Here is a 23,498-nt window from a genome sequence, read left to right on the forward strand (position 1 = left end):
ATCAGGATATTTTGCGACGGTACGCGATGTTCGCGAGGACGTAGCCGACGGTCAGAATTCCGGCGCACCAGCCGAGGGCGGTCCAGATGTCGTTGCCGACCGGTTGCTCGGTGAAGAGGTTGCGGATCGCGTTGGTGATGGAAGTCACCGGTTGGTGTTCGGCGAAGGCGCGTACCGGGCCCGGCATGGTGTCGGTGGGCACGAACGCCGAGCTGATGAACGGCAGGAAGATGAGCGGATAGGCGAACGCGCTCGCGCCGTCCACGGTCTTCGCGGTGAGACCCGCGATGACAGCCAGCCAGGTCAGCGCCAGGGTGAACAGAAGGAGGATGCCGGCGACCGCGAGCCAGGCGGCCACCGAGGCGCCCGTGCGGAAGCCCATCAGCAGGGCGACGCCGACCACGACCACGAGTGAGATGACGTTGGCGAGCAGCGAGGTCAGGACGTGCGCCCAGAGCACGCCGGACCGGGCGATGGGCAGGGAGTGGAAACGCTCGAAGATGCCGCCCCGCATGTCCTCGAAGAGCCGATACGCGGTGTACGAGATGCCCGACGCGATGGTGATGAGCAGGATGCCGGGAAGTAGATAGTCCACGTACGCGACCGATCCGCTCTCGATGGCGCCGCCGAACACGTAGACGAACAGCAGCATGATGGCGATCGGTGTGACCGCTGTCGTGATGATGGTGTCGAAGCTGCGGGTGACGTGGCGCATGGTCCGCCCGGTGAGGACGGCGGTGTCGCCGAGCAAGTGTGTGGTCATCATCTACCTCAGTTCGCGGTGTCTTCGCCGGTGCGGCCGACGACCGCGAGGAAGACGTCTTCGAGGGAAGGCTGCTTCTCGACGTACTCGACCTTGGCGGCCGGCAGGAGCTGCTTGAGCTCGGTCAGGGTGCCGTCGACGATGATCCGGCCTTCGTGGAGGATCGCGATCCGGTCGGCGAGTTGCTCGGCCTCGTCCAGGTACTGGGTGGTGAGCAGCACCGTTGTGCCGCCCTCGGCGAGTTCCTTGACGGCCTGCCAGACCTCGATGCGTGCCTCCGGGTCGAGTCCGGTCGTCGGCTCGTCGAGGAACATGACCGGCGGCTTCCCGATGAGACTCATCGCGATGTCCAGACGGCGGCGCATGCCTCCGGAGTACGTCGCCACCCGCCGAGCGCCGGCCTCGGCCAGTGCGAAACGCTTCAGCAGGTCGTCCGCGATCACGCCCGGATTCTTGAGGTGCCTCAGCCGGGCGACCAGGATCAAGTTCTCCCGCCCGGTGAGGATCTCGTCGACGGCCGCGAACTGGCCGGTGAGGCTGATGGCCTCACGAACGTCGGTGGCCTGGGTTACGACGTCGAAGCCGTTCACCCTTGCGGTTCCCGCGTCCGCCTTGAGCAATGTGGAAAGGATCCGCACCACCGTGGTCTTGCCCGCCCCGTTCGAGCCGAGCAAGGCGAAGATGCTGCCCCGTGCCACCTCGAAGTCCACGCCGCGCAGGACACGCAGCTCCTTGTACGACTTGTCCAGGCCCCGCACATGGATCGCGGGCCCCGAAGCCTGCTGGATTGTCGCCGGGATACTCATGCGGTCAGTGTCGAAGGTTGACGGTGCGTCAGGGTCAAGCCCGCCGGCCAGGCCGAGCCCCCTGAAACCCGGCGGGACCACCAGACCAGGCGGCGGAACCGGCCGGCGGCGCCTCCTGGTGGGTTTGTCAGGAGCGGAACAGGCGTGGGGCGAAGTCGATCAGGTTTTTCTGCCAGGTGTCCCAGCCGTGGGGGCCCGGCGTCACCCCGGCGAATTCGTATTTGACGCCGACCCTGTCCAGGGCCGCCATCGAGCCCAGCGTGATGGGGTAGGTGAAGTCGGTCTGGTTGCCGGTGTAGATGCGTAGCAGCTTGGTGCCGTTGTTGATGGCCTCGGGGTCGTAACCCGTCGGGTCGGGGGTGGGGGAGAAGCCGATCCCGGCCGAGAAGGCGCCGATGTGGGCGAATTCGCCCGGGTGGTTCTTGAGCACGTCCAACGTCTGGAAGCCGCCCATCGACAGGCCGGCGAGCGCCTGCTGTCGCGGGTCGGCCGAGATGTTGTAGCCGGCGCGGGCCGCGGGCACGATGTTCTCGAGCAGTTCCCTTCGGAAATCGGGGACGTTGCCGTTGCCCATGACGACGACCATCGGCACGAGCGAGCCGTCCTGGAAGTGGTTGTCGAGGATCTGCTTGGCCCGTCCCATTTCGAGCCAGTCGGTGTAGCTCTGGCCACTGCCGTGCTGCAGATACAGGACCGGGTACGGCTTGCGCCGCGCGGGATCGTAGCGGGGCGGCGTCCACACGTACGCCGAACGCTCCTCGCCGACGACCGTGCTCTGATAGGTGAGCCGGTTCACCCGGCCGCCCTTTCCGGCGGGGACGTCAGCGAGCAGGCGCGACTCCTCACCCCGTACGAGGAAGGAACTCCACGTCGGCTCGGTGGTGATGCTCGCCGGGTTGCCGGTGTCCTTTTGGGAGGTCAGGTCGACGATGAATTTGTAGTAGTAGAACCAGGGTTTCAGCGGTCCCACCGTCACGCGCCACCGGTCACCGGAGCGGGTGAGCGGCACGTTGACCCAGCTTCCGCCGGGCGCCCAGTTGCCCCAGAGCGTCACGTGCTTCGCGCCGGCGAACTCGGGGCCGGTCTCGGCGGTGACGAAGGTGTCGCCGTTGGCCTCCCTGGTCAGCCACGGCGTCGGGGTGGCGCCGGGGGCGGGTGGCCGGAACTCGTGCCGTGGCACCACGTGGCCGGGGCTGGGGCGGTGGTCGGAAACCGTACGGAAAAGCCGTGGCGCGAAGTCGACGAGGTTCTCCTGCCACGCCGTCCAGTTGTGGCCGGCGTCCGGGTTCGCCCCGTCGAACTCGTGCCCGATGTTGGCCTTGCCGAGCCGCCGCAGCATCCGCTGGGTGGGGTTGTACGCGGGATCGGTCATGTTCCCGGTGTAGAGCCGCAGCAGCTTGAGGCTCGCGTTGACCACGGTGGCGTTCAGGCGCAGGTCCTCGTCGGGGAAGACGGCGCCGAAGGAGCCGGCATAGGCGAAGGCGCTGGAACGGGCCAGCGCTGTCCGCACCGCCCGCACACCGCCGTCCGAGGCGCCGGCGATGGCCTGATGCCGGGGATCGCCGGCGACGTTGTACTGCTCGTCGATCGCCCGCGGGAGCCGGGATCGGGTGACGTCCTCCTCGTCGCTCATCACGACGACCATCGGCTCGATCCGGCGCCGCACCGAGAGGTTGTCGAGGATCTGGCCGGCGCGTCCCAGCTCGGCCCAGTCGGCGTGACCCCCGCCCGCACCGGGCAGCAGATACAGAACCGGGTACGGGCGTTGGCGGCCGGCGTCGTATCCCGGCGGCGTCCACACCGTCGCCGTGCCACCCGCGTACGTGATGGTCTCGACCTTGCCGCCCTTGCCGGGTGGCACGTCGGCGAGGTGGCGCGCGGAGTCTCCCGGGACGAGGAAGGTGCTCCACGTCGGCTCCGAGCTGACCGAGGCCGGGTTGGTGGAGTCCTTGACGATCTTCGTGTCGTCGCCGCGGAGGCGGTAGTAGTACAGGCCGGCCGGAAGCGGGCCGATGATCGACGTCCAGGCGGAGCTTCCGCCGGAGCGGACGAGACCGAGTTCCGACAGGTTGAAGGACGGGCCGAAGTTTCCCTCGACGACGACGGAGGACACGTTCCCCATGGTGTTCTGGATGGCCTCCGCCGGGACGGAGAAGGCCGCGAAACCGTCGGAAACGGTCAACCACGGCGCCGTGGCCCCCGCTGCTGCCGGCTGGGCGCCGGCAGCAGCGGTTGCTGTGCCCATCGAGACGGTGACGAGCGCGGCCAGGATCCGCTGATTGCGGAATGGCGAGGACATGTGCTCCGCTCCTTGCTCAAGTCGACGACGGGCCGGCCGGGCTCAGCGGTGGGAGCGCTGCGGGGCGCCCGCGGCGAGGGTCAGGGCCTGCTGCAGCACGTCGTACGAGCCCTTGGGGTTGAGCTGCTCGTCGTAGATCAGGGCGGCCCCCTCCTGCGGGTTCGTGAACCAGCCGGGCACCCACGAGTAGGCGTCGCCGAAGCCCCACGGGGTGAACGAGATGCAGGCCTTGACGGCCAGGCAAGCCTGGAGCGTGCGCGACCAGTAGCTTTCCTGAGCGTACGGGGCGAGGGGGTTGACCGGCGTGTTGACGGCGTCCGGCTTGGTCTCCGTACGGACGTCCACCTCGGTGAGGGCCACCTTCAGCCCCAGGGCGGCGAAGCGCTCGAGGTTGTTCTGCAGGTCGGGGTAGCCGTACTGGGTGGAGAGGTGGCCCTGGAAACCGACGCCGTCGATCGGCACGCGCTGGGCCTTCAGCGAGCGCACCAGCGCGTACACGGCGTCGCTCTTCACCCCGGTGAACTCGAGGTTGTAGTCGTTGTAGAACAGCAGGGCCTTGGGGTCGGCCTCGCGCGCCCAGCGGAAGGCGTCGGCGATGTAGCCGGTGCCGCCCCACGCCTTGTACCAGATCGTCTGACGGGGCTGGCCGTTGTCGTCGAAGGCCTCGTTGACCACGTCCCACTGCCAGATGTCGCCCTTGAAGTGGCGCATCTGGTTGAAGATGTGCCGCTTGAGGACGGCCTTGACCTCGGCGTCCGACAACGTGGTGGTGTTGCCGTCGGAGGAGAGCCACGCGGGCAGCTGGTTGTGCCACAGCAGGGTGTGACCCCGTACGAGCTGCTTGTTCTTCTTGGCGAAAGCGACCAGCTGGTCGGCCTTCTCCCACGTGTAGGTGCCGCGGGTGGGCTCGACCTCCGACCACTTCATGACGTTCTCCGCGGTGACTGAGGAGAACTGCTCAGCGGTGATCTTCGTGTAGGCCTCGTTGACGCCGAGCTGGTCGGCGTTGACGGCCGTGCCGATGCGCAGGCCGATGGGAGCGGCGAGCGCACGCAGCGAGTCGGCCGGGTAGGCCTGGGGCGGGGACGGCTTGGAGGCGGCCGCCGGGGTGGAGCCGGCGAACGACAGTTGCCCGCCGAGCAGCGCCAGGGCGCTGAGGGCGGAGACGGAAATCCAGAGGCGACGCACGGGAACTCCTTGCGACGAGGACGAGGACACTGAGGACGGGAAGGTGCCCGAAACTTTCGGATACATTCCGGAAGTAGTGACCGGAATCTATTCGCCCTCTGTTCGCATGGTCAAGGGAGTCCGTGGTCAGTGTGGGTAGGCCCGGGGGATTCGGGTGGAAATTTCCTTCCGGAACTTGCCGATCCGGGTGATCACCTGACGGCGGCCCAGCGTGTCCTCGATTCGACCTCGGAGAACGACACATTGGCCAGGTGCGCGTCGACGCCGCTGTGTGGACCAGCGGAGCCGCCCCGTCAGCGGCTCCGCTGGTGTGAAACGGTCAGGAGTCCTGGCAGGTCCACTTGATGGAGCCGCTCACCGCGTCGTCTGGGAGGCCGCCCGGGCCGGTGGTGGCGAGCTTCTTGAACGTCCAGGCGCCGCCGCCGTCGCCGGAGGTGGTGACCTTGCTCGAGGTGGTGTCGGGCCACGTGCCGTAGATGACGTTGTCGATCGCGATGCTCGGGCGGGAGCCCGGGGCGACCAGCTGGTCCTTCGGATAGTCGCCGGGGCCGGCGTAGTCGTCGATCCACAGCTCCACGGTGACCTTGCGGTCCGAGACGTTGCCGTCGAGCAGGCCCGCCATCGCGAAGATGGTCTTGCCGTCGTCGCGCTTGGTGCCCTCCGCGTACTCGCCGCAGCTCTTGAGGAACGTGCCGTTGAGCGACGGGGCCAGGGCGGTCTGCTTGCCCTTGAGTGTCGTCGCGCCGTCGAGGTCGAACGTCATCGTGACCCTCGGCCCGAGCGAGAAGTCTCCGCCGTTGTCCGCCTCGGCCGTGATGGGTGATTCCTCCATCCCACAAGCGGTCAGTGTCGCCAACACGATCGTAGTCAGTATCGCCGCGGCGGTCCGCCGTCCCTTTAGCATGTTTCCACTCCCCTGTCCGACCTGTGCGGGAAGCCTGACCAGGCCCGCCAAAAAACCACCAAAGAGGCGCGGTGCGGTTCGAGGTTCTGGGGCCGGTTCGGGTGTGTGACGACGGCGGCGAGGTGGCGGTGCCGCCCAAACCACGGGCGTTGCTGGCCGTGCTGCTGGCGGCCGGCGGCAAGCCGGTGACGGTGGAGCGGCTGCTGACTGAGTTGTGGCCGGACGGCGCCCCCTCGACCGCCACGGCCACCCTGCAGATGCACGTCTCGGCGCTGCGCAAGGTGGTCGGCGACAGGGTGAGCACGGGCGCCGGCGGCTATCGGCTCGACCTGGCCGGGGCGGTGCTCGACGCGGCCGAGTTCGAACGGACGCGTGACTTGGAGCTCTGGCGCGGGGAGGCGTACGAGGGGGTGTCCGCCGGCCCCTCGGTCGCGGCCGCCGCGGCCCGGCTGGCCGAGCTGCGGCTGGTCGTCCGGCAGGAGTGGGCGCGGCAGGCTCTGGCGGAGGGCCGGCACGTCGAGGCGGCGACCGAGCTGGCCGGGTGGGTGGCCGCCCAGCCCACCGCCGAGGGCCTGGTCAAACAGCTGATGCTGGCGAGGTATCGCTCGGGCCGGGCCGGGGAGGCGCTTTCCGCGTACGACCGTGCCGCTGCGGCCCTGGCCGAGCTGGGCGCCCATCCCGGGCCTGAACTCGAAGCGCTCGCCGCCGCCGTACGCCGTCAGGACCCCACCCTGGATCGTCCCGCGAACGGCGTGCCCGCCCAGCGCAACCGGTTCATCGGCCGCCGCGCCGAACTGGACCGGGTCATCGAGCTGCTCGGCCTGTCCCGGCTGCTGACGATCGTCGGGCCGGGTGGGGCCGGCAAGACCAGGCTCAGCGTCGAGCTGGCCCGTGAGGTGGCCGCCGACCACGAGACGGTGCACGTCGTCGAGCTGGCCGAGCACCGGGACGGGCCGCTCGAGATCCGCCTGGCCGCGGCGGCCGGCATCCGCGAGGAGCCCGGCGCCCCGATCCTCGACACGGTGACCCGGCACCTGGGCGGGCGGGTGCTGCTGGTGCTCGACAACTGCGAGCACGTGCTGGCCGAGGCCGCGAAGCTGGCGTACACGCTGCTGGCCGCGTGCCCGGGTCTGCGGATCGTGGCCACCAGCCGGGAACAGCTCGGGCTCAGCGGCGAAGTGATCTTCACGTTGGGCGGGTTGTCGACGCCGGCGCCCGGTTCGGCCGATCCCCGTTCCGATGCCGTACGCCTGCTGGCCGATCGCGTGGCAGCAGCGCGCGGCGGCGTGGGGCTCGCCCCGGCGGAACAGGCGGTGGCGGCCGAGCTGTGCCGCCGGCTCGACGGGTTGCCGCTCGCCATCGAGCTGGCCGCCGCCCGGCTGCGCGCGGTGCCGCTGTCCGAGATCGTGTCGCGCCTCGACCGGCAGCTCGACCTGCTCACCGGCCGGTCCCCGGTGGCCCGTCACCGGACCATGCGCGCTGCCATCGACTGGGGCTACGACCTGCTCGACGTCCCCCAGCAGGAGCTGCTGCGCCGTCTGGGCGTGTTCGCGGGCGGCTTCGACCTGGCGGCCGCGGCCGAGGTGGCCGGCTCGGACCCGCTCGACCCGCTCACCCAGCTCGTCGACCGGTCCATGGTCGAGTGGCGGGACGGGCGCTACCGGCTGATCGAGACCATTCGCGAGTACGCCCGTGAGCGCCTCGGACCGGTCGAGCGCGCTTCGGCGTACGGGAATCTGGTGGGTTTCTGGCGGACGAAGCTGGCCACGCCGCCGCCGGTGGACGGGCCCGCGCACACCGCGTGGCTGGCCGAGATCGGGGCCGACCACGACACCATCGTGTCCGCAGCGGACTGGGCGCTGCGCGAGGGCGATCCGGCGCAGGGGCTGGAGATCACCGCGGCGATGTGGTGGTACTGGTGGGTCGCCGGGCGGATGGCCGAGGGGCTGAGCCGGCTCGAGCGGGCGCTGGCCGGTTCGCCGGAACCGTCGGCGTTGCGGGCGCGGGCGCTGCGGGCGGCGGCCGCGCTGGCCCGTAACTCCGGTGACCTCGTACGGGCTCGCAAGCTCGGTGAGGAGGGACTGGCCACGTTCCGCGCGCTGGGGGACCGGAACGGCATGATCGCGGCGCTGAACAATCTGCTGATCACCGCGCAGGCCCAGGAGGACTACCCGGCGTCGCTGGAGTTCGGGCAGGAGGCCCTGCGGCTGGCCGAGGAGGCGTCCGACGCCCGCATGGTGGCCGCCGCCTCGAACAACACCGCGGGCACGCTGCGCTGCATGGGTCGCCTGGACGAGGCCGAGGTGCTGTTCGCCCGTGCCCTGGAGGGGTTCCGGGCGCTCAACGACCGCCGGGGCGAGGCGGCCGCGCTCAGCAACCTGTCCACGACAGACCGGCGGCGGGGCCGGTACGCACCGGCCCGTACGGCCATGCGGGACGCGTTGGCGCTCTACACCGAGCTGGGCATCGCCGAGGGGCAGCTCGACGCGATCGAGGGCCTGGCCCAGCTCGACGTGCTCGAGTCGGCGGCCGAGAACGGGCTGCGGCTGCTCGTGCTGGCCGAACGGGAACGCACTGCCCTCGGCGCGCCCAGTTTCACCCCCGACGAGATCGCCGACCGCGACGCCGCCGAGGCCGCCGCCCGGTCCGCGCTGTCACCCGCCCAGGTGGCCCGCGCCTACCGCGCCGCCTCGGAAACCACCCTGGCCGAGGCGGTTGCCGAGCTTCTTTAGGGATTCTTTGGCGGCTTCTCGCATCGTTCTCCCATCAGAACTTCTTCCGAGGAGACTCCGTTGAAGCACCGCCTTGTCGCCCTGGCCGCCCTCGTCGCCGTCTCCCTCACCGGAGGCTGCGGCCTCATCGAATCCGCCGTGAACGGCACGCCCGCTCCGGCCGCGACCACCGCCACCGCCACCGCCAAGCCCGTTCCCGCCGGGACGAAGCCGACCGCCGACACCGGTTTCGGCTCGGTCAAGGACTCGGGTGACATCCCCGACGTGTGCAAGCTGCTCTCCGAGCAGGAGGTGACGTCGCTGACCGGCCGCGAGATCACCCAGATCGACGAGGACGGCGCCGAGCCCGGCGAGCCCAGCCGCTACTGCCAGTGGCAGCAGGAGGGCGGCCAGCTGGCGGTCTTCCTGAGCCGCACCACCGCCGAGGACTTCGACGTGATGATCGCCGAGGCGTCGCCGGTGGACGGCGTGGGCGAGGACGCGTTCCTGCTCGCCGGCCACCTGTACGTCCTGTACGGCACGGTGCAGCTCGACATCTACTCGCGCGGCGCCTCCGACGACCAGAACCTGGCCGACGCCAAGAAGGTGGCCAAGGTCCTCATCCCCCGCGTCTGACGCGCCTACGATGGTTCATGGGTAACGCTTTCCTGCGGTGGCGGGAGCCGGCCGTCCGGCTCCTGTCGCGTGCCGTTCCCGGTGACGTGCTGTGGTTTGTGGACACCCGGGAACCCGTGTTCGCGTTGACGTTCGATGACGGGCCGCATCCGGAGACGACGCCGGGGTTGCTCGATGTGTTGCGCGAGCACGGAGCGAAGGCCACCTTCTTTCTGATCGGCGAGCGTGTGCGGACGCATCCCGGGCTGGTCGAGCGGATCGCCGCCGAGGGGCATGAGCTGGGGAACCACCTGATGCGGGACGAGCGGTCGGTGCTGGCGCCCGATGAGCGGTTCGCGCGGGAGCTGGCCGAGACGAGCGCCTTGCTCAGCCCGTACGGGGAAATCAGGTGGTTTCGCCCGGGGGCCGGGTTCTTCACGCCGCGCATGCTGCGGACCGCGGGCGAGCAGGGGTTGCGGGCGGTGCTGGGGACTGTGGTGACGGCGGACAAGGACGAGATCCGGCCGGGGTCGATCGTGGTGCTGCACGAGGGCACGAGCGAACGCCGCGGAGTGGTGGCGGCCACCGACGAGTTGCTCACCGCGGTCGATCTGCGCGCCGTGACCGTGTCGGTCCTGGTCGACTGAGTGTGGCTTCCCCGGCCGGGCGGAGTTACCGTGGCCGCATAGATGCCTTGTTCCCGGCCGGCGAAGCGGTGGCTGAGGTCTACCGCGACCTCCGCCTGGCGTCCGAGCTGCGGAGAGTTTTGCGGCACACCGCGCGGCTGACCGGGTCGGCGGCGGGCAGCGTGTCGCTGGTCGACGCCGGGGCGGGGCGGTACACCAAGGCTGCCGAGTACGGGGCGTTGTGCCGGCTCGGCGACACGTTTCCGCTGGACGAGGGGGCGACCGGGTGGGCCTTCAGCCGGCGGCGGCCGGTGGTCATTGCCGAGTACGGGCGGTTGCGAGCGGGGCATCTGGCCGGGTCCGATCCGGTGCGGCGGGGGCCTGCCGCGGCGGTGCCGATCTGGTGGCGCGGGGATGTGATCGCGGTCAGCGTGACGTTCGCGCCGCGGGCCGGGCTGTTCACTGCGCGTGAGATCGACGACCTCGAGATCCTGACGCAGACGATGGCGGCGGCGATCGTGCGGCCCGACGGGCTTCCCGGCGGAGAGATCGAGCCGCTGATCGCCACCGAGCCGTCGTCGCCTGCGGGCCGGCGGTCGCCAGCGCGTCCACGCGGAGCACGCGTGCCGACCGGGGACGAGCCGAAGCTGCCGGCGATGAGCGAGGACCCGGCGTCGACGAGGCGCAGGGGCCTGCCGTTGACAGGGCGTGAGGGCCCGGCGCTGACCGTCCGTGAGGCTGATGTCCTGGGGCTCATGCGCACCGGGCTCACCTATCGTGAGATCGCGGTCCGGCTCGGGCTCTCACCCAAGACCGTCGAGAAACACGTCGGCGCGATCATGCGGAAGACCGGCACGTCGAACCGGACCGAGGCGGTCGTGACGGCCCTCGACCAGGGCTGGCTGGGCCTGGGGGAAACACCCCATACCGCGTACGGATGATCGCGGTTTCACTTGTCGCATGCCCGTCGTGTCCATGAAGGAGATCCTCGACCGTGCGCTCGCCGGCCGGTACGGGGTGGCCGCCTTCAACATCGTCAACGACCTGAGCATCGAGGCCGTCCTGGCGGCGGCCGTCGAGGAACGGGCCCCGGTCATCCTGCAAACTTCCGTCAAGACCGTGAAACAGTACGGAACTTCGCAGCTCAAGGGCATTTTCGACGCCCTCGTACGCGACGTCGACGTGCCGGTCACTTTGCACCTGGACCACTGCCCCGACCGTACGGTGATCTCGGACTGTCTTGCCGAAGGCTGGAACTCGGTGCTGTTCGACGCTCACGAGCTGGCCGTCGCCGACAACCTCGAGCAGACGACCGAGGTGGTGGCGGAGGCGCGGAAGCACGGCGCCCACGTCGAGGGCGAGATCGAGGGCATCCAAGGGGTCGAGGACGACCTGGGCTCGGACGAGGCCTCGAAGATCCAGTCGCTGGAGGTTGCCGTCGACTTCATCAAGCGTACGGGGGTGGATTGTTTCGCCCCGGCCATCGGCAACGCGCACGGGCAGTACAAGCAGGCGCCCACGCTGAACGCGCAGCGGGTGAGTGACCTGGTGGCGGCGACCGGCATCCCGATGGCCCTGCACGGCGGCACCGGCCTGGCCGACGAGCAGTTCACCGACCTCATCACCCGCGGCTGCGCCAAGGTCAACATCTCGACGGCGCTCAAGGAGAGCTACCTGCGGTCGAGCCTCGAGTCGCTGCGCGCGGCCGAGCAGAAGAGCAAGTGGGACCCGCCGACGCTGTTCCGGGAGCAGCGGACGGCCGTGGCCGACATGGCCAGGCGGCACATCCGGCTCTTCGGGGGATCGGGGAAGGCCTGGTGACCGCGCTGATCTTCGACTGCGACGGTGTGCTGGCCGACACCGAACGCCACGGCCACCTGCCCGCCTTCAACGCCACCTTCGAGCGCTTCGGGCTGCCGGTGCGCTGGACCGAGCAGGAGTACGGCGAAAAGCTGAAGATCGGCGGGGGCAAGGAACGGATGGCGAGCCTGTTCGCCGACCCGGCCTTCGCCGCGGCGGTGGGAGATGCCGACCGTACGGAACTGCTGCTCACCTGGCACAAGGCGAAGACGGCCGCGTTCAAGCAGCTCGTCGCGGACGGACGTGTCCCGCCGCGGCCGGGCATCGCGCGGATCGTCCACGCCGCCCTCGACGCCGGCTGGACGGTGGCCGTCGCGTCGACCTCGGCCGAGGAATCGGTGCGGGCGGTGCTGGAAACGGCGGTCGGCCCCACCACGATCCCGGTCTTCGCCGGCGACGTGGTCCCGGCCAAGAAACCCGACCCGGCCATCTATGCCCTGACCGTCGAGCGGCTCGGGCTGGACCGCGCGGACACGCTGGTGGTCGAGGACTCGCGCAACGGGCTGCTGGCCGCGACCGGCGCCGGGCTGCGCTGCCTGGTCACCGTCAACGACTACACCCGCGACGAGAACTTCGACGAGGCGGTGCTGGTCGTCTCCGAACTGGGCGACCCCGGCCGGCCGCCGATCGAGGTGCTGGCCAACCGCGGCGCCGCCCGGCCCGGCGACTATCTGACACTCGACGACCTGCGTGCCTGTCTGGAGGAGCCCCGATGAGCCTGGCGAGCACGGAACTGGTGGTCCGCACCATCGCCGAGACCGCGATCGAGAACGAGAAGTACTTCGGCGACCTGGACTCGGTCGTCGGCGACGGCGACTTCGGGTACTCGCTGGCCCGCGGGTTCGAGAAGCTGCTGGAGGGCTGGGACGAGCTGGACCGCAGCAACCCGGGGACCTTCCTCAAACGTACGGGGATGGTCATCGCCTCGCGGATCGGCGGCACCTCGGGACCGTTGTGGGGCACGGCGTTCATCCGGGCCGGCGGCGCCGCGGGAGACTCGGCCGAACTCACGAACGACCAGGTCGTCGCGATGCTGCGCGCCGCGATCGAGGGCATCAAGGCACGCGGGCAGTCCGACGTGGGCGACAAGACGCTGCTGGACGCGCTGGTGCCGTTCACCGACGCTCTGTCGGGAGGTTCTTTGGCGCAGGCCGCGGCGGTGGCGCGCAAGGCGGCCGACGCCACCGGCGAGATGGTCGCCAAGCGGGGACGTGCTGCGTACACCGGCGAACGCAGCAGGGGATCGGTCGACGCCGGAGCGATGGCCGTGGCGGTCATCGCCGAACGGATCAGCGAGACCTGGCCTGGAAAAGGAGCGGCGTCGTGAAAAAGTTCGTCAACGATCCCAAGAGTTTCGTACCGGAGATGCTCGAGGGGATCGCCCTCGCCAACCCGGACACCCTCAAATACGTCCCCGCCTACAACCTGATCATGCGGGCCGGCGCGCCCGACCAGAACAAGGTCTCGATCGTGCAGGGCTCCGGTTCCGGGCACGAACCCGCGCACGTGATGGTGGTGGGCAAGGGCATGCTCGACGCGGCCTGCCCCGGCGACGTGTTCGCGGCCCCGCCGATGGACTACGTCTACGAGACGGCGAAACTGCTCGCCTCCCCCAAGGGCGTCCTGCTGCTGGTCAACAACTACACCGGCGACCGGATGGCGTTCGACATGGGCAAGGAGATGGCCGACGCCGACGGGATCCGGTGCGAGATCCTGACCGTCAACGACGACGTCGCCGTGCAGGACTCGCTCTACACGGTCGGCCGGCGTGGCGTGGCCGGCAACTTCTTCGTCATCAAGGCGGTCGGGGCGGCCTCCGAGCAGGGCGCCGACCTCGACGAGCTGCTCCGCATCGGCCGCAAGGTCAACGACGTCACCCGTACGATGGGGGTCGCGCTCACCGCGTGCACGCCACCGGCCAAGGGGTCCCCGCTGTTCGAACTGGGCGCTGACGAGATGGAGTTCGGCGTCGGCATCCACGGCGAACCCGGCCGCGAGCGCCGCCCGCTGGCCTCGGCCGACCAGATCGTCGACGACCTGCTCGACGCCGTGGTGCCCGACCTGCCGTACGCCTCCGGCGACCGCGTCGCCCTGATGATCAACGGGCTGGGCGGCACGCCGATCAGCGAGCTCTACATCCTGTACCGGCGGGCCCACCAGCGCCTGGCCGCCCAGGGCATCACGGTCGGCCGCAGCTACGTCGGCGAGTACTGCACCTCCCTCGACATGGCGGGCGCGTCGCTGACCCTGGTCCGCCTCGACGACGAGATCGAGGGCCTTCTCACCGCACCGGCGGAGGCCGCCGTACGGGTGTTCTGACGGCAGTGCCAGCCGGCGGAGGGGTCTGCTGGGACAACATCACGGGGTAGTTCGTCCGGTGTCCGACCCGGGACTTCCGCCGTCCGGGCCGGTCCCGGCAGACTGAGCGGATCAGTCGGCCGTCCCGGGGGAGGCTCCGTGAGCTCGGAACCACGCGCGACAGAACGTCGGCGTGCGCAACGCATCGCTCGCTACGACGAACTGAGGGCCGAGCGACCCGACCTGTTCATCAACCCGCCGGGGGCACCCTTCGAGATCTTGTTCGACGCCGAGAGCCAGACCACGGTCGCCGACGAGTGCGCAGCCCGGCTGCGGGCGGAGGGCAAACCGGAGGAGTACGGCGACATCGGTGTGATCTACGAGGACTCGTACGTGATCGCCCTGCGCGACGCCGTGCGCAAACGCGACGGTCGGTTGGGTCCCTACATCCGGGTGCTACCGCTCGTCAACGCGGCGGGGGCGGCGATCCTGCCGCTGCTGCCGGACGGCCGGGCCGTTCTGACCCGGCATTTTCGCCACGGCTTGCGCGACTGGCAGTGGGAGATTCCGCGTGGCTTCGCCGACCCCGGGGAGGACGGAGCGGCGACGGCCGGACGGGAGCTGAGCGAGGAGCTCGGCGTCCTGGTCGGCGGGGTGGAACTGCTCGGGCGGATGACCCTCGACGACGGCTTCGACGAGATCTACCTGGCCCGGCTGGACAGCACGGAGATGCCCGTGGACAGCACGTCGGAGGCGTTCGTCGAGGGTATCGACGGTATTCAGCTGGTCACACGAGAGGAAGTGGAGAAGATGGTCGTCTCCGGTGAGCTGACCGACTCGTACACGCTGGCGGCCTTCGCCATGGCCGTGGCGCGAGGTGTCTGGTGACCCTCGAAGTGCCGTCCTCTCTGCCGCGCACCCGCCGGACCGCCGAGCACAAGGTATTCCAGAACGAATTCATCGCCGTCTACAACGACGACGTCTTGATCGCCGGGGCCTTCCCGGCCCAGTTTCTGAGGATCGTCGAACGTGAGGGCAAGCCCGGCGCCGCCGTGCTGGCCCGGTGCCGTGGCCAGTACGCACTCGTGCTCAACGACCGCTATCCGACGGGCGACTGGGAATGGGGCATTCCCCGGGGTTTCGCCCACTCCGGCGACCCCGAGCACACGGCGCGTGAAGAGCTGGCGGAGGAACTCGGTGGGCTGCCGCGCGAGTTGGTGCCGCTGGGCATCGTGACACCCAACTCCGGCCTGCTGGCGGCCCGGGTGCACCTGTACCTGGCCGAGTTCGACGCCGAGGTGGCCGCGCCGGTGGACTCGGCCGAGATCGCGATGGTGCGCTGGATCGGTCTGCCCGAGCTCTACGCGGAGATCGTCGACGGCCGGATCACCGACGCCTTCACCCTGTCCGCGCTTACTCAGGCCACGGCTCGCGGGCTGCTCGGCTGAGGCCCGGCAGTCGGATCCCCGACGCGTAGGTGCGCGTGATGCGTCCGGTCCACTACAGTGCGCGACTGTGGTGATCGTCGGCGGAGTCGCCTTCGGACTCGTGGCCGGCTGGTGGCTGCTCGCCGCGGGCCGGCCCTCGGCCGTGGTGGTGGCGATGGTCGCGCTGTTGATCACCGCCGTGCCGGCCTACGTGGCCGGGGTAGCGGTCGCGCCGCGTGTTGCGGCCGGACTGGTCGCCGGGATGGCGGCCCACGCGGTCTTCCGGTGGGCTGTCCGCCGGTCCGTCGAAAGGGAGACACCGGGATGAGCGCGGAATGGGGTGCCTTCTTCTTCGGGGCGGTGATCGGCTGGTTCACCTACTTCGTGAACCGCTACCGCACCGAGATCAAACTGGCCGACGTGGCGAGCATCCTGGGCGCGATCGGCGGCGCCGCGGTGCTGGAGTTGTTCCCGTCCGACACGGTGCTGTTCGGGGCGTACGGCATCGGCCTGGCCGTCGGCTTCTTCGCGTACTTCCTTCTCCTGCTGCTCTTTGTCATGATCAACAAGCGCTTCACGCTCGCCTGGTTCCTGGACGGACGGCGTCCGACATACGCCGATGGCGAGATGGGGCCGGACGATCAGCGTCCTTCCCGGGGCATGTCCGGCCGGGGAAATGACGACGAAAACCCGCGCAACCCGCGCTAGGCAACGCTTCGCATGGTCAGGTGGGGCGGGGCGTAGGCGGTGTAGATGAGGCCGAGCGGATTGCCGCGCGTCAGCAGGCGCAGGCGGGCCGTCCGCATCGCCTCGCCGATCGGGCGCCGGCGCTCGACGAACTCGGTGAGCACCTGCTCCGCGAAGTCCGCGGCCAGCCGCTCGTAGGTGATGATCTCGGTGCCGACCATGCCCGAGGCGCCGGCGCGCCGGATCAGCGCCTCGATGAAGCTGGACGCATGCTCGGGCTGGGTGGCGATCGACCGGCAGGCATTGAGGAAGACCAGCGGCTGGCTCTCCAGCCACCGCACCCGGCCGGCCACGTCGGTGGCGGCCAGCACGTCGTCGCCGGCCTCGTCGAACTGGAGCACCGGCATGCCGTCGGAGAAGTCGCCGTGGCAGTAGAAGTAGACCAGGTGCGGCTCGGGATCGCGGCGCAGGTCGTCGAGGAGGCTCGCGGCGTCGGTGCGAACGGGGAGCGATCCGTCACCCAGCCCGCTCACCCAGTGCGGGTGTTCGCGTCCGAAGTCGGCGGCCCGGCCCACGGCGCAGCGCGGGCGTCCGGAATGCGTGATGCTCGGCCCCCGGGCCGACACGTCACGGCTGGCGTCGGCCCCCGCGATCTGACCGACCGACTGCGGTGAGCCGAGCAGATGCCGGAAACCCCAGAACCCGCTGGGGCAGATCACTGTGTCGTCGTCCCAGTGGGGGCAGTTCCCGCGGAAACACTCCACCGCCGACAGCTCGGCCGGGCCGGCCTGGGCGTTCAGGAAGGTGTCGCAGATGCGGAACTTGGCCCGGAAGGCCAGCGGGCGGTCGTAGATCATGGTGGCCGGGATGAGGATGCGGAGGTCGGCGGTGTTGGCCATTTCGATGACCCGCGGCCGGCGGAGCCAGGCCGACAGCCGCCAGACCGCGACCTTTTCGTAGCCGGGCGGGCCGGGCTCCGAAAGCAGATGCGCCCGGCCGGTCTGCTCGAACGTCATGGCGATGTGGCCGCCCAACTCGACCCAGGCATCGGAGCCGCGAAGAGCCAGCAGTTCCAGGTCACGGCGAAAGGCCTCCGGGTCGGCCTTGGGTGCGCCGTCGTAGTCGTCGTAGCGGAACTGGCCGGGTTGGGGAAGCTTCACGTCGTTGTGGGAGACCCGGCGCAGCGCGTACCGGGCGCGCTCGACCTGCTGCTGCAGCGCGTCCACCGGCATCGAGACCGCGGCGACCTCGACCCCCTGGGCGACGACCAACCCGGTCAGGTCGCCGGGCGGCCTCCGATCGTCGACCAGGATCGAGAGGTCGATCGGCTCCATCGCGGCCAGGGCCTCGGCGCCGAGCGACTGGCCCGACAGGAAGTCCACAGTGGTCTCAACTGCCCACGCCCGCACCTGCTCGGCCTCGTCCACCATCGTGGTCACGACGCGGGACTGCAGGTTGCGGCCCTTGTGGAGCAGGCTGCAGCGCAGTTGGCGCCGCCCGGTCCCGGCCGGGGCACGGATCGGGAAGTACAGCCGTGATCCGCCGGAGGCCGAACCGTCGGGCTGCCGCGCCACCCGCACCCGCCCGTCGGCCCCGACGATCAACTCGCCGGTCTCCCGGCCGGTCTCGACCACGAGGTCGCCGGGCCCGCCGGTCAACGTGACCTGCAGGACCGCACCCGCGGTGACGTCGTCGGGCAGCTCCAACTCGGCGGGCTCGCGCTCGGCCGAGAGGGGGTCAGGCGCGTCGCCGATCTCGAACCAGAACAGATACGCGGTATCGGTGCTCAAACTCTGGTGAGGTGAGTGCGGCCGGCGGGTCAGCGGGTCGGCGATGCCGTTGTTCACCCAGAGCGCGGGCCCTTCCCTGGCGTCGAGCGGCTCGACCGGGGTGAAGCGTTCGAGCGAGCTGGACTTGGTCGCGCGCAACTCGCGTGCGACAGCCGTTCGGGAGTCGGGGTCGAGCAGGACGGCCAGCAGTTGCCGGCACAGCGGTTCGAGCTGGTCGGCGGGCAGGCCCTGGGCCAGACGGTCGAGGGCGGGGACGGCCGGGTGCGACCGGTCCACTTCGGCGGCCGCGGAATCGGCCGGCGTCTCCAGGGCGGCCAGCGCGATGAGGTAGGCCCGCCAGTAGTCGTTCCCGTGCCGAACTGCCAGGCTTCGGACCCGCTCGCGAAGAGAGCCCAGAACCGGGGCGAGATGGCTGATCAAAAGGGCGGCGTACCAGTCCCGGCCGGACAGCAAGGCTTGTTCGATCTCGCCCAGCGCGATGCGGGGGAGCCCGGCGACCTGCCCGGCCGGAATCTGCGGCAACAGCCAGGCGACCTCCTCCTCGAACAGGGTGGCGGGGTTGTGGAGCATCACGCCGGGCCGGGCCGGCAGCGCCGGCAACGTCGGCCGGGTCAGACCACGGGCGATCGCGATCTCGTCGACCGCCATGCCGATGGCCGGCCACGCCTCGCCCGGTTCGAGTCCGCCGAACCGGGCCGCCGCGAGCATCACCTGGGGCCAGTCGGACGTGGCGGCGTTGCGGGCCAGCCAGGGCAGAAGGGACGGCTCGAGCCCGCGGGAGACGATGGTGAACAAGTCGTACATCAGGCGGACCGGGCCAGGTCACGCAGGAAGTCCTTCGCGAGGTGTTCGCCCGAGGAGAAGGACCGGTCGATTTCGGCGGCGCTGAACTGCCCGAGCCGCACCTCCTGTGCGAACCCGTTGCCGTCGTACGTGGCGATGCACAGCTCCTCGTCATCGGCGTCGACGACGTCGGGCAGCATCTCGGTGAGTAGCCGCAGATGGTCGGCCCAGGCTGTGCGCAGGCGGTTGTCGTTGCGGGCCGGCGCGTTGAGGATCTCGTTCAGCTGCCGTGTGGACGCCTGCCAGGCCGGCAGCCGGTCCTCGTCGGCCTGCAGCTCCCAATAGGCACGGAAGAGCGCGGACAGCGATTGTCTGGGCACGTGCGGCAGCACGGAGGCGGCCGACAGCAGACCACTCATCCGGTCGCCTGCCCTTTGCGCTGACTCCGGGACTGCCTGGTCGCGGCGGATCCGGTCTCGGATGATGCCGACGGCGAGGGCGTTGACGTGCTTGAGTTCGTCACGGGCGTCGGTGCGGGGCGTCGACGACATGTAGTCGAACTGGGAAAAGGCCGAGTCGGCCATCACCGCGTTGTAGATGGTGTCCTGGAACTCCTGGAGCTGCTGCCATGCGAACAACGCGGGATCGTCCCTCTCGGTGGCGCCGACAACGTCGTGGATCCAGGCCCGCCGCACCCCGGCCGTCCCCGCCTCGGCCACCCGTTCCCGAATACTGCTCAGCACCGTGTCGGCGAGCGGGACCGGGCACTGATGTTCGGCCGCGATGGCGTGGAAGCGGGTCTCGTCGTCGGCCACCTCGAGCAGATGCTCGACGTAGCCTTGCTCCGAGATGCGCGGCACCCGGGCGTCACGATCGGACCCCGGCAACGCGAAGAAGGAATTCAACCGCAACAGCGCCTCCAGTCGGGGGCCGAGCGCCGGATGGGTTTCCACCAGCCAGTCGGGGATCGTGGACACGGCGCCGCGGTCGATGTGCAGAAGAAATTCGGCGAGCTGGTTGCGGGCGCGAGTGTCCTCGTTGATCTCGCTCCAGGCCGAGAGCCGGAACAGGCCCGAGCCGAACCGCTCCCGGGTCCGGTTGAGCTGATCGGCGCAAGCGGCCAGGAAGGTCGGCTGCCTGAACCGGTGAAGCACGAAGGGCCGGGCCGCGGTGAGCTCCTCGACGGCCGCCCCTCGCCGGGTCGCCGCGAGGACCTGCGCGCGGGTGCTGAGCACCACGTCGGCCAGTTCCAGAAAGGTGCGCGAGTCGAAGCCGTACGTGTTGTTCACCGATAGGGATCGGCCGAGCAGCAGGCTCACCACCGCTTCGATCTGGCCCTGCGTGAGGTTGGGGTGTGTCTCGTTGTCGTCGGCGGTGGCCCGGGTCGAGTCGAAGGACTCGTGAAACGTGAGATGTTCGTTCACTGTGGTTCTCCTCCGAAGATGACGCCGGATGAACCGGCCCGCAGATAGAGCACCGGGACGGCCGCGGCTCCTGGCTGCCCGGTCAGAACGTACTGCCGGAGGGCCGCGGCGAACGCCCGGTCGACGGGCTCCCCCCGTACGACGGCCGTGGTCAGACCCTCCACCAGGGGTACGACAGTCCGGTTGTATACCTTCGCGCGCATGCCGACCACCGCTTCCACCCCGCGGGTGACCAGCAGCCGGGCCAGGGCGGCGGACGAGCATCCGACCAGCACCACCAGCCGTGGGCCCTGAGCAGCCAAAGTGTCCGCGACCGCGTCGTTGCTGTGAAGCACACCGCCGATCCGTACGCCGTCGGGCCGGGCGTGGGCCCAGAGATGCACCAGGTCGGCCTGGGCGTCGTCGGGGTATCGCACCGGCGCGCCGTGGACGAGCCGGATGGTCGTCGAGCGGGTGCGCCGCCTGATGTCCTCGTACGCCCGGCCGACCGGGTCGAGGGCCCGGTCGCTGTCCCGCATCACCAGCAGCCTCGGCGTCGCGGGGGCGGGAATCGGCGCAGCCTCGTGCGGCACCACGCGGACCAGGGTCGCCGGGGGTTCGGCGAACCACATCAGCGGCGCGTACTGGCGGTGCAGCAGCTCCCACGGCAGGTCGGCCAGCCAGTCCGGGGCACCGTCGGCGAACTCCAGCTGGAGCCGGACCGGCCGCTCGGGATCGTCGCCACGGGCCCGGTCGAATTCGGCCGCGAGACCGGCCGACCACAGTGCATCACCGAGATCGCCGGCGAGGCCGACCGCCTCCGATTGAGCCTGTAGCGTGTCCTGACCGGCCCGCTCGCGCAGGGTACGGACGACCGCCGGGTCGAGCCGGACCGGCAAACCACCGGCTACCCGCACCACGGCGGCGTCGCCGTCGGTGGAGGCGGTGAGCAACACCCGGCCGTCACCGCTGTCGCGGCCGGGCCGGCGCAGCTCGTAGCCGGTACGCCGGATCCCGTCGGCGGCGACGAGGTGGTTGCCGTACGCCGCCACCTGCCGTGACGTGGACAGGGAGGCGGCGACGACGGTGACACCGTCAGGGCTGGCGTGGATCACGGCGGTGCCCCGCTCGTAGGCGCCCACGAACTCACCGGTTCCCCAGGGCACGAGCTGCTGCGGTTCGGCCGACAGGCGCGCCGGCCGGTGCGGAGCGGGCCAATGGACGATCTCCGTCTCGGGCTGCCGGCGAAGGGCCAGCGCGCCGCCGGGAACGGCGGCGATCAGCTCGTCGGCCCCGGCGGCCATGTCCCGTTCCCGGCCGTCCTCCGTAATGATCCGCAGATCGCCGGTGACGTCCTGGACGGCCAGGGTGCCGTCCGGGGCGGCGCGCAACCGCGCAATCGTGGCCGGCATCCGCGTCACCCGTGGGCCGTCGGCGTAGCGAACGTCCGGTCCTCTCGCGTACACCGGGCGTCCCAGCCGGGTGACGACGGCGTTGCACAGCCCGGCCGCGAACTGCCGTGGCGGTGTGCCGGGGTTCCACTCGTAGGCGCCTCGGCTCGTGGCCACCAGCCACCCCCGGCCGTACGGAGCGATTCCCTTGATCGTCGGCGGCACCCTCGTCTCGGTGGCCGTGGACGCGGTGCCGTCGCCCAGGTGAACGATCAACCGGCCGCTCTCGGTGCCGATGGCCGCGCCGCCCGGATCGGCCCCGCTCAGGCCTATCGCCGAGACCGGATCGTTGACCAGCGCCGGGTCTTCGCTGCCGGAGAGCGCGAGATCCCATTGCACCAGGTGATCGCGGTGTGCCGTGACCAGCGACGACCGGCCGACGAAGACCATGGCGTCGGTGCGTTCCTCAGTGCCCAGCCGTCCGAGCGGACCGTCCACCGGCCCGACCGCGATCCGGTGATTCGTCCCGCTCGAGGCCAGTCGGCCGTCCGCCGACCAGGCGAGCAGACGCGGCCCCGGCTGGCTGCGGATCGGCCTGCCGTCGACCCGGATCAGCCGCTCGCCGGTCCGGATGTACGCCAGCCGCTCACCGGCGTCGTCCCAAGCGGCAGCCGACACCGGTCCACCCAGCGAGGCTTCCGGAACCCATGCTCCCCGCTTCTCGTCGAGAGCCGCGACCGAGCCGTCCTCCCACACCGCGACGACGGCGCCGACCCGCAGGGTCACCGCGACCACCCGTCCGGCGCCGTGGCCCGCAATCGGCTTCGACCAGCCGGAACCGCCGTGCCACCGGCGGATCATCCCCTCCTCGTCTCCGCAGCCCACCACGCCGTCGGCCACGGCGACGGCGACCAGGTTGGCCCGGCGTTCCGGGGAGGACGGTCCAGCGGGCCAGCCAGCCGTCATCACGGCACAGTGCTCGCCGACTGCCACCACTCGATCGCCGTCCGAAGCCAGGGCCAGCACCTGGGCGCCGTCGGGCATGCAAGCCAGAGTGCGGATCTCACCGTCGGCCGACCACGACGCGATCACGCCCCGCGCGGTGCCGAACACGGCGCCCTCCCCGTAACGGCCCACCGCGGTGACGTCGCCGTCCCGGGTGCGCCTGTCGCGGCGCTCGCGGCCGTCGCGCGACCGCGAGGACCAGCGGGTACGCAGGTACGGGCGGCCGATCGCCTCCAGCCAGGCCACCGCCCAGCGCTCCACCGTGGGGATCCTCCACTCGATCGCGATGTCGAGCACGAGCTGAGCGCGGAGCAGATGCTCCGGCAACCGAGCGAAAAGGATCTTGGACTCGGCGTCGGCCAGCCGGCCTGCGGCGTACCGCAGAACCAGGGCCAAGTCGCGCCGGTCGCCAGTGGACCGGTCGGCGTCCAGCTGCCGGAGCAGGGCTTCGATGTCGAGGTCGGGCGTCCCGCCCAGCCAGGGGGCCGGCAATGCGCGCGGTGTGTCCATCGTTCTCCTGATCGCCGGGAATCCATTGTGTTGAGCGATCGCGACGAGGACCACCGGGTTTTCCGGCGTGCCGGGCGACCGGACGGACGACCCGTTCCGACTTGCCCGGTGCCGATGTCAGATCGGTCTGACATCCGCAGGCGCCGTGTCGCGGACCCCGACGCGGGTATCACCTCTCGGAGTGAGGAGGCGGTGACGGCACAACCGACAGGCACGTTGCAGCCGCTGAGTGAGACCGGTCAGACCGTTGCCGATCCCGGGCAGGACGTCCGGGGCCGCACGGTCGTCGACAGCGACGGCACCAGGGTGGGCACGGTGGCCGACCTGTTGGTGGACACCGACGAGAAAAAGGCCCGGTTCCTGAGCGTCGAGCACGGCGGCATCCTGGGATTCGGCGCGTCCTTCTACCCCGGTTTTCCCAGGTAGCGGCGT

The 23,498-nt window shown here is 70.3% G+C and carries 21 protein-coding genes; 13 read left to right on the forward strand and 8 right to left on the reverse strand.

Features of this window, described 5'->3' with window-relative positions; all coding sequences use genetic code 11:
• Position 1 precedes the first annotated feature (1 nt).
• The 5 genes from C8E87_RS24890 to C8E87_RS24910 all read right to left on the reverse strand — a co-directional run bounded on the left by C8E87_RS24890 (position 2) and on the right by C8E87_RS24910 (position 5,888).
• Entirely contained in the window at positions 2 to 763 is a 762-nt protein-coding gene (locus tag C8E87_RS24890) for an ABC transporter permease (RefSeq protein WP_133875320.1), read from the reverse strand.
• 8 nt (positions 764 to 771) lie between these two features.
• A complete protein-coding gene (locus C8E87_RS24895; RefSeq protein WP_133875321.1) occupies positions 772 to 1,569 on the reverse strand; it encodes an ABC transporter ATP-binding protein in 798 nt (265 codons plus the stop codon).
• 127 nt (positions 1,570 to 1,696) lie between these two features.
• Positions 1,697 to 3,868, reverse strand: coding sequence for an alpha/beta hydrolase (locus tag C8E87_RS24900; protein ID WP_133875322.1), 2,172 nt, complete (start codon positions 3,866 to 3,868; stop codon positions 1,697 to 1,699).
• Positions 3,869 to 3,910: 42 nt separating this feature from the next.
• On the reverse strand, positions 3,911 to 5,056 hold the full coding sequence (locus C8E87_RS24905) for an endo-1,4-beta-xylanase (protein ID WP_239080038.1): 1,146 nt from the start codon (positions 5,054 to 5,056) through the stop codon (positions 3,911 to 3,913).
• Between the two features lie 319 nt (positions 5,057 to 5,375).
• Positions 5,376 to 5,888: a hypothetical protein gene (locus C8E87_RS24910; protein ID WP_133875324.1), complete on the reverse strand. Its 513-nt coding sequence runs from the start codon at positions 5,886 to 5,888 to the stop codon at positions 5,376 to 5,378.
• A 143-nt stretch (positions 5,889 to 6,031) separates the two neighbouring features.
• On the opposite strand from C8E87_RS24910, the gene C8E87_RS24915 reads away from it, so the two are divergent.
• From C8E87_RS24915 to C8E87_RS24970, 12 genes are all read left to right on the forward strand, one after another.
• Positions 6,032 to 8,692, forward strand: coding sequence for an ATP-binding protein (locus C8E87_RS24915; RefSeq protein WP_133875325.1), 2,661 nt, complete (start codon positions 6,032 to 6,034; stop codon positions 8,690 to 8,692).
• 60 nt (positions 8,693 to 8,752) lie between these two features.
• Positions 8,753 to 9,307 carry a DUF3558 family protein gene (locus tag C8E87_RS24920; RefSeq protein ID WP_133875326.1) on the forward strand — a complete coding sequence of 185 codons (555 nt, stop codon included), beginning with the start codon at positions 8,753 to 8,755 and terminating at the stop codon, positions 9,305 to 9,307.
• Positions 9,308 to 9,324: 17 nt separating this feature from the next.
• On the forward strand, positions 9,325 to 9,933 hold the full coding sequence (locus tag C8E87_RS24925; RefSeq protein WP_133875327.1) for a polysaccharide deacetylase family protein: 609 nt from the start codon (positions 9,325 to 9,327) through the stop codon (positions 9,931 to 9,933).
• A gap of 68 nt (positions 9,934 to 10,001) precedes the next feature.
• Entirely contained in the window at positions 10,002 to 10,853 is an 852-nt protein-coding gene (locus tag C8E87_RS24930; RefSeq protein WP_166661234.1) for a LuxR C-terminal-related transcriptional regulator, read from the forward strand.
• 19 nt (positions 10,854 to 10,872) lie between these two features.
• Positions 10,873 to 11,733 carry a class II fructose-bisphosphate aldolase gene (locus C8E87_RS24935; RefSeq protein WP_133875329.1) on the forward strand — a complete coding sequence of 287 codons (861 nt, stop codon included), beginning with the start codon at positions 10,873 to 10,875 and terminating at the stop codon, positions 11,731 to 11,733.
• Positions 11,730 to 12,488, forward strand: a complete 759-nt coding sequence (locus C8E87_RS24940; protein WP_133875330.1) for an HAD-IA family hydrolase — start codon at positions 11,730 to 11,732, stop codon at positions 12,486 to 12,488. The genes C8E87_RS24935 and C8E87_RS24940 overlap by 4 nt, the downstream gene beginning before the upstream one ends.
• A complete protein-coding gene (gene dhaL / locus C8E87_RS24945) occupies positions 12,485 to 13,099 on the forward strand; it encodes a dihydroxyacetone kinase subunit DhaL (protein WP_133875331.1) in 615 nt (204 codons plus the stop codon). Before C8E87_RS24940 ends, dhaL begins: the two co-directional genes overlap by 4 nt.
• Positions 13,096 to 14,091 carry a dihydroxyacetone kinase subunit DhaK gene (gene dhaK, locus C8E87_RS24950; RefSeq protein WP_133875332.1) on the forward strand — a complete coding sequence of 332 codons (996 nt, stop codon included), beginning with the start codon at positions 13,096 to 13,098 and terminating at the stop codon, positions 14,089 to 14,091. Before dhaL ends, dhaK begins: the two co-directional genes overlap by 4 nt.
• Before the next feature lie 138 nt (positions 14,092 to 14,229).
• On the forward strand, positions 14,230 to 14,958 hold the full coding sequence (locus tag C8E87_RS24955; RefSeq protein WP_133875333.1) for an NUDIX hydrolase: 729 nt from the start codon (positions 14,230 to 14,232) through the stop codon (positions 14,956 to 14,958).
• Positions 14,955 to 15,518, forward strand: a complete 564-nt coding sequence (locus tag C8E87_RS24960) for an NUDIX hydrolase (protein ID WP_166661235.1) — start codon at positions 14,955 to 14,957, stop codon at positions 15,516 to 15,518. Before C8E87_RS24955 ends, C8E87_RS24960 begins: the two co-directional genes overlap by 4 nt.
• A 67-nt stretch (positions 15,519 to 15,585) precedes the next feature.
• Positions 15,586 to 15,825, forward strand: coding sequence for a hypothetical protein (locus C8E87_RS24965; RefSeq protein ID WP_133875335.1), 240 nt, complete (start codon positions 15,586 to 15,588; stop codon positions 15,823 to 15,825).
• Positions 15,822 to 16,205, forward strand: a complete 384-nt coding sequence (locus C8E87_RS24970) for a hypothetical protein (RefSeq protein ID WP_133875336.1) — start codon at positions 15,822 to 15,824, stop codon at positions 16,203 to 16,205. Before C8E87_RS24965 ends, C8E87_RS24970 begins: the two co-directional genes overlap by 4 nt.
• Here C8E87_RS24970 and C8E87_RS24975 read toward each other — a convergent pair.
• Genes C8E87_RS24975 through C8E87_RS24985 form a run of 3 tightly spaced genes read right to left on the reverse strand, consistent with a single transcriptional unit; the run spans position 16,202 to position 23,066 of the window.
• Positions 16,202 to 18,778: a CHAT domain-containing protein gene (locus C8E87_RS24975; protein WP_133875337.1), complete on the reverse strand. Its 2,577-nt coding sequence runs from the start codon at positions 18,776 to 18,778 to the stop codon at positions 16,202 to 16,204. The two genes, C8E87_RS24970 and C8E87_RS24975, sit on opposite strands and share 4 nt — an antisense overlap.
• The gene (locus tag C8E87_RS24980; protein WP_133875338.1) at positions 18,778 to 20,181 is read right to left on the reverse strand and encodes a hypothetical protein; all 1,404 of its coding nucleotides are present in this window, start codon (positions 20,179 to 20,181) and stop codon (positions 18,778 to 18,780) included. The genes C8E87_RS24975 and C8E87_RS24980 overlap by 1 nt, the downstream gene beginning before the upstream one ends.
• Positions 20,178 to 23,066, reverse strand: coding sequence for a CHAT domain-containing protein (locus C8E87_RS24985; protein WP_133875339.1), 2,889 nt, complete (start codon positions 23,064 to 23,066; stop codon positions 20,178 to 20,180). The genes C8E87_RS24980 and C8E87_RS24985 overlap by 4 nt, the downstream gene beginning before the upstream one ends.
• A gap of 192 nt (positions 23,067 to 23,258) precedes the next feature.
• Between C8E87_RS24985 and C8E87_RS24990 the strand changes: the two genes are divergently transcribed.
• Complete coding sequence (locus C8E87_RS24990) at positions 23,259 to 23,492, forward strand: PRC-barrel domain-containing protein (RefSeq protein ID WP_239080037.1); 234 nt, start codon at positions 23,259 to 23,261, stop codon at positions 23,490 to 23,492.
• The last annotated feature ends 6 nt before the right edge of the window (positions 23,493 to 23,498 follow it).

This window comes from Paractinoplanes brasiliensis, assembly GCF_004362215.1.
Lineage (GTDB): Bacteria > Actinomycetota > Actinomycetes > Mycobacteriales > Micromonosporaceae > Actinoplanes > Actinoplanes brasiliensis.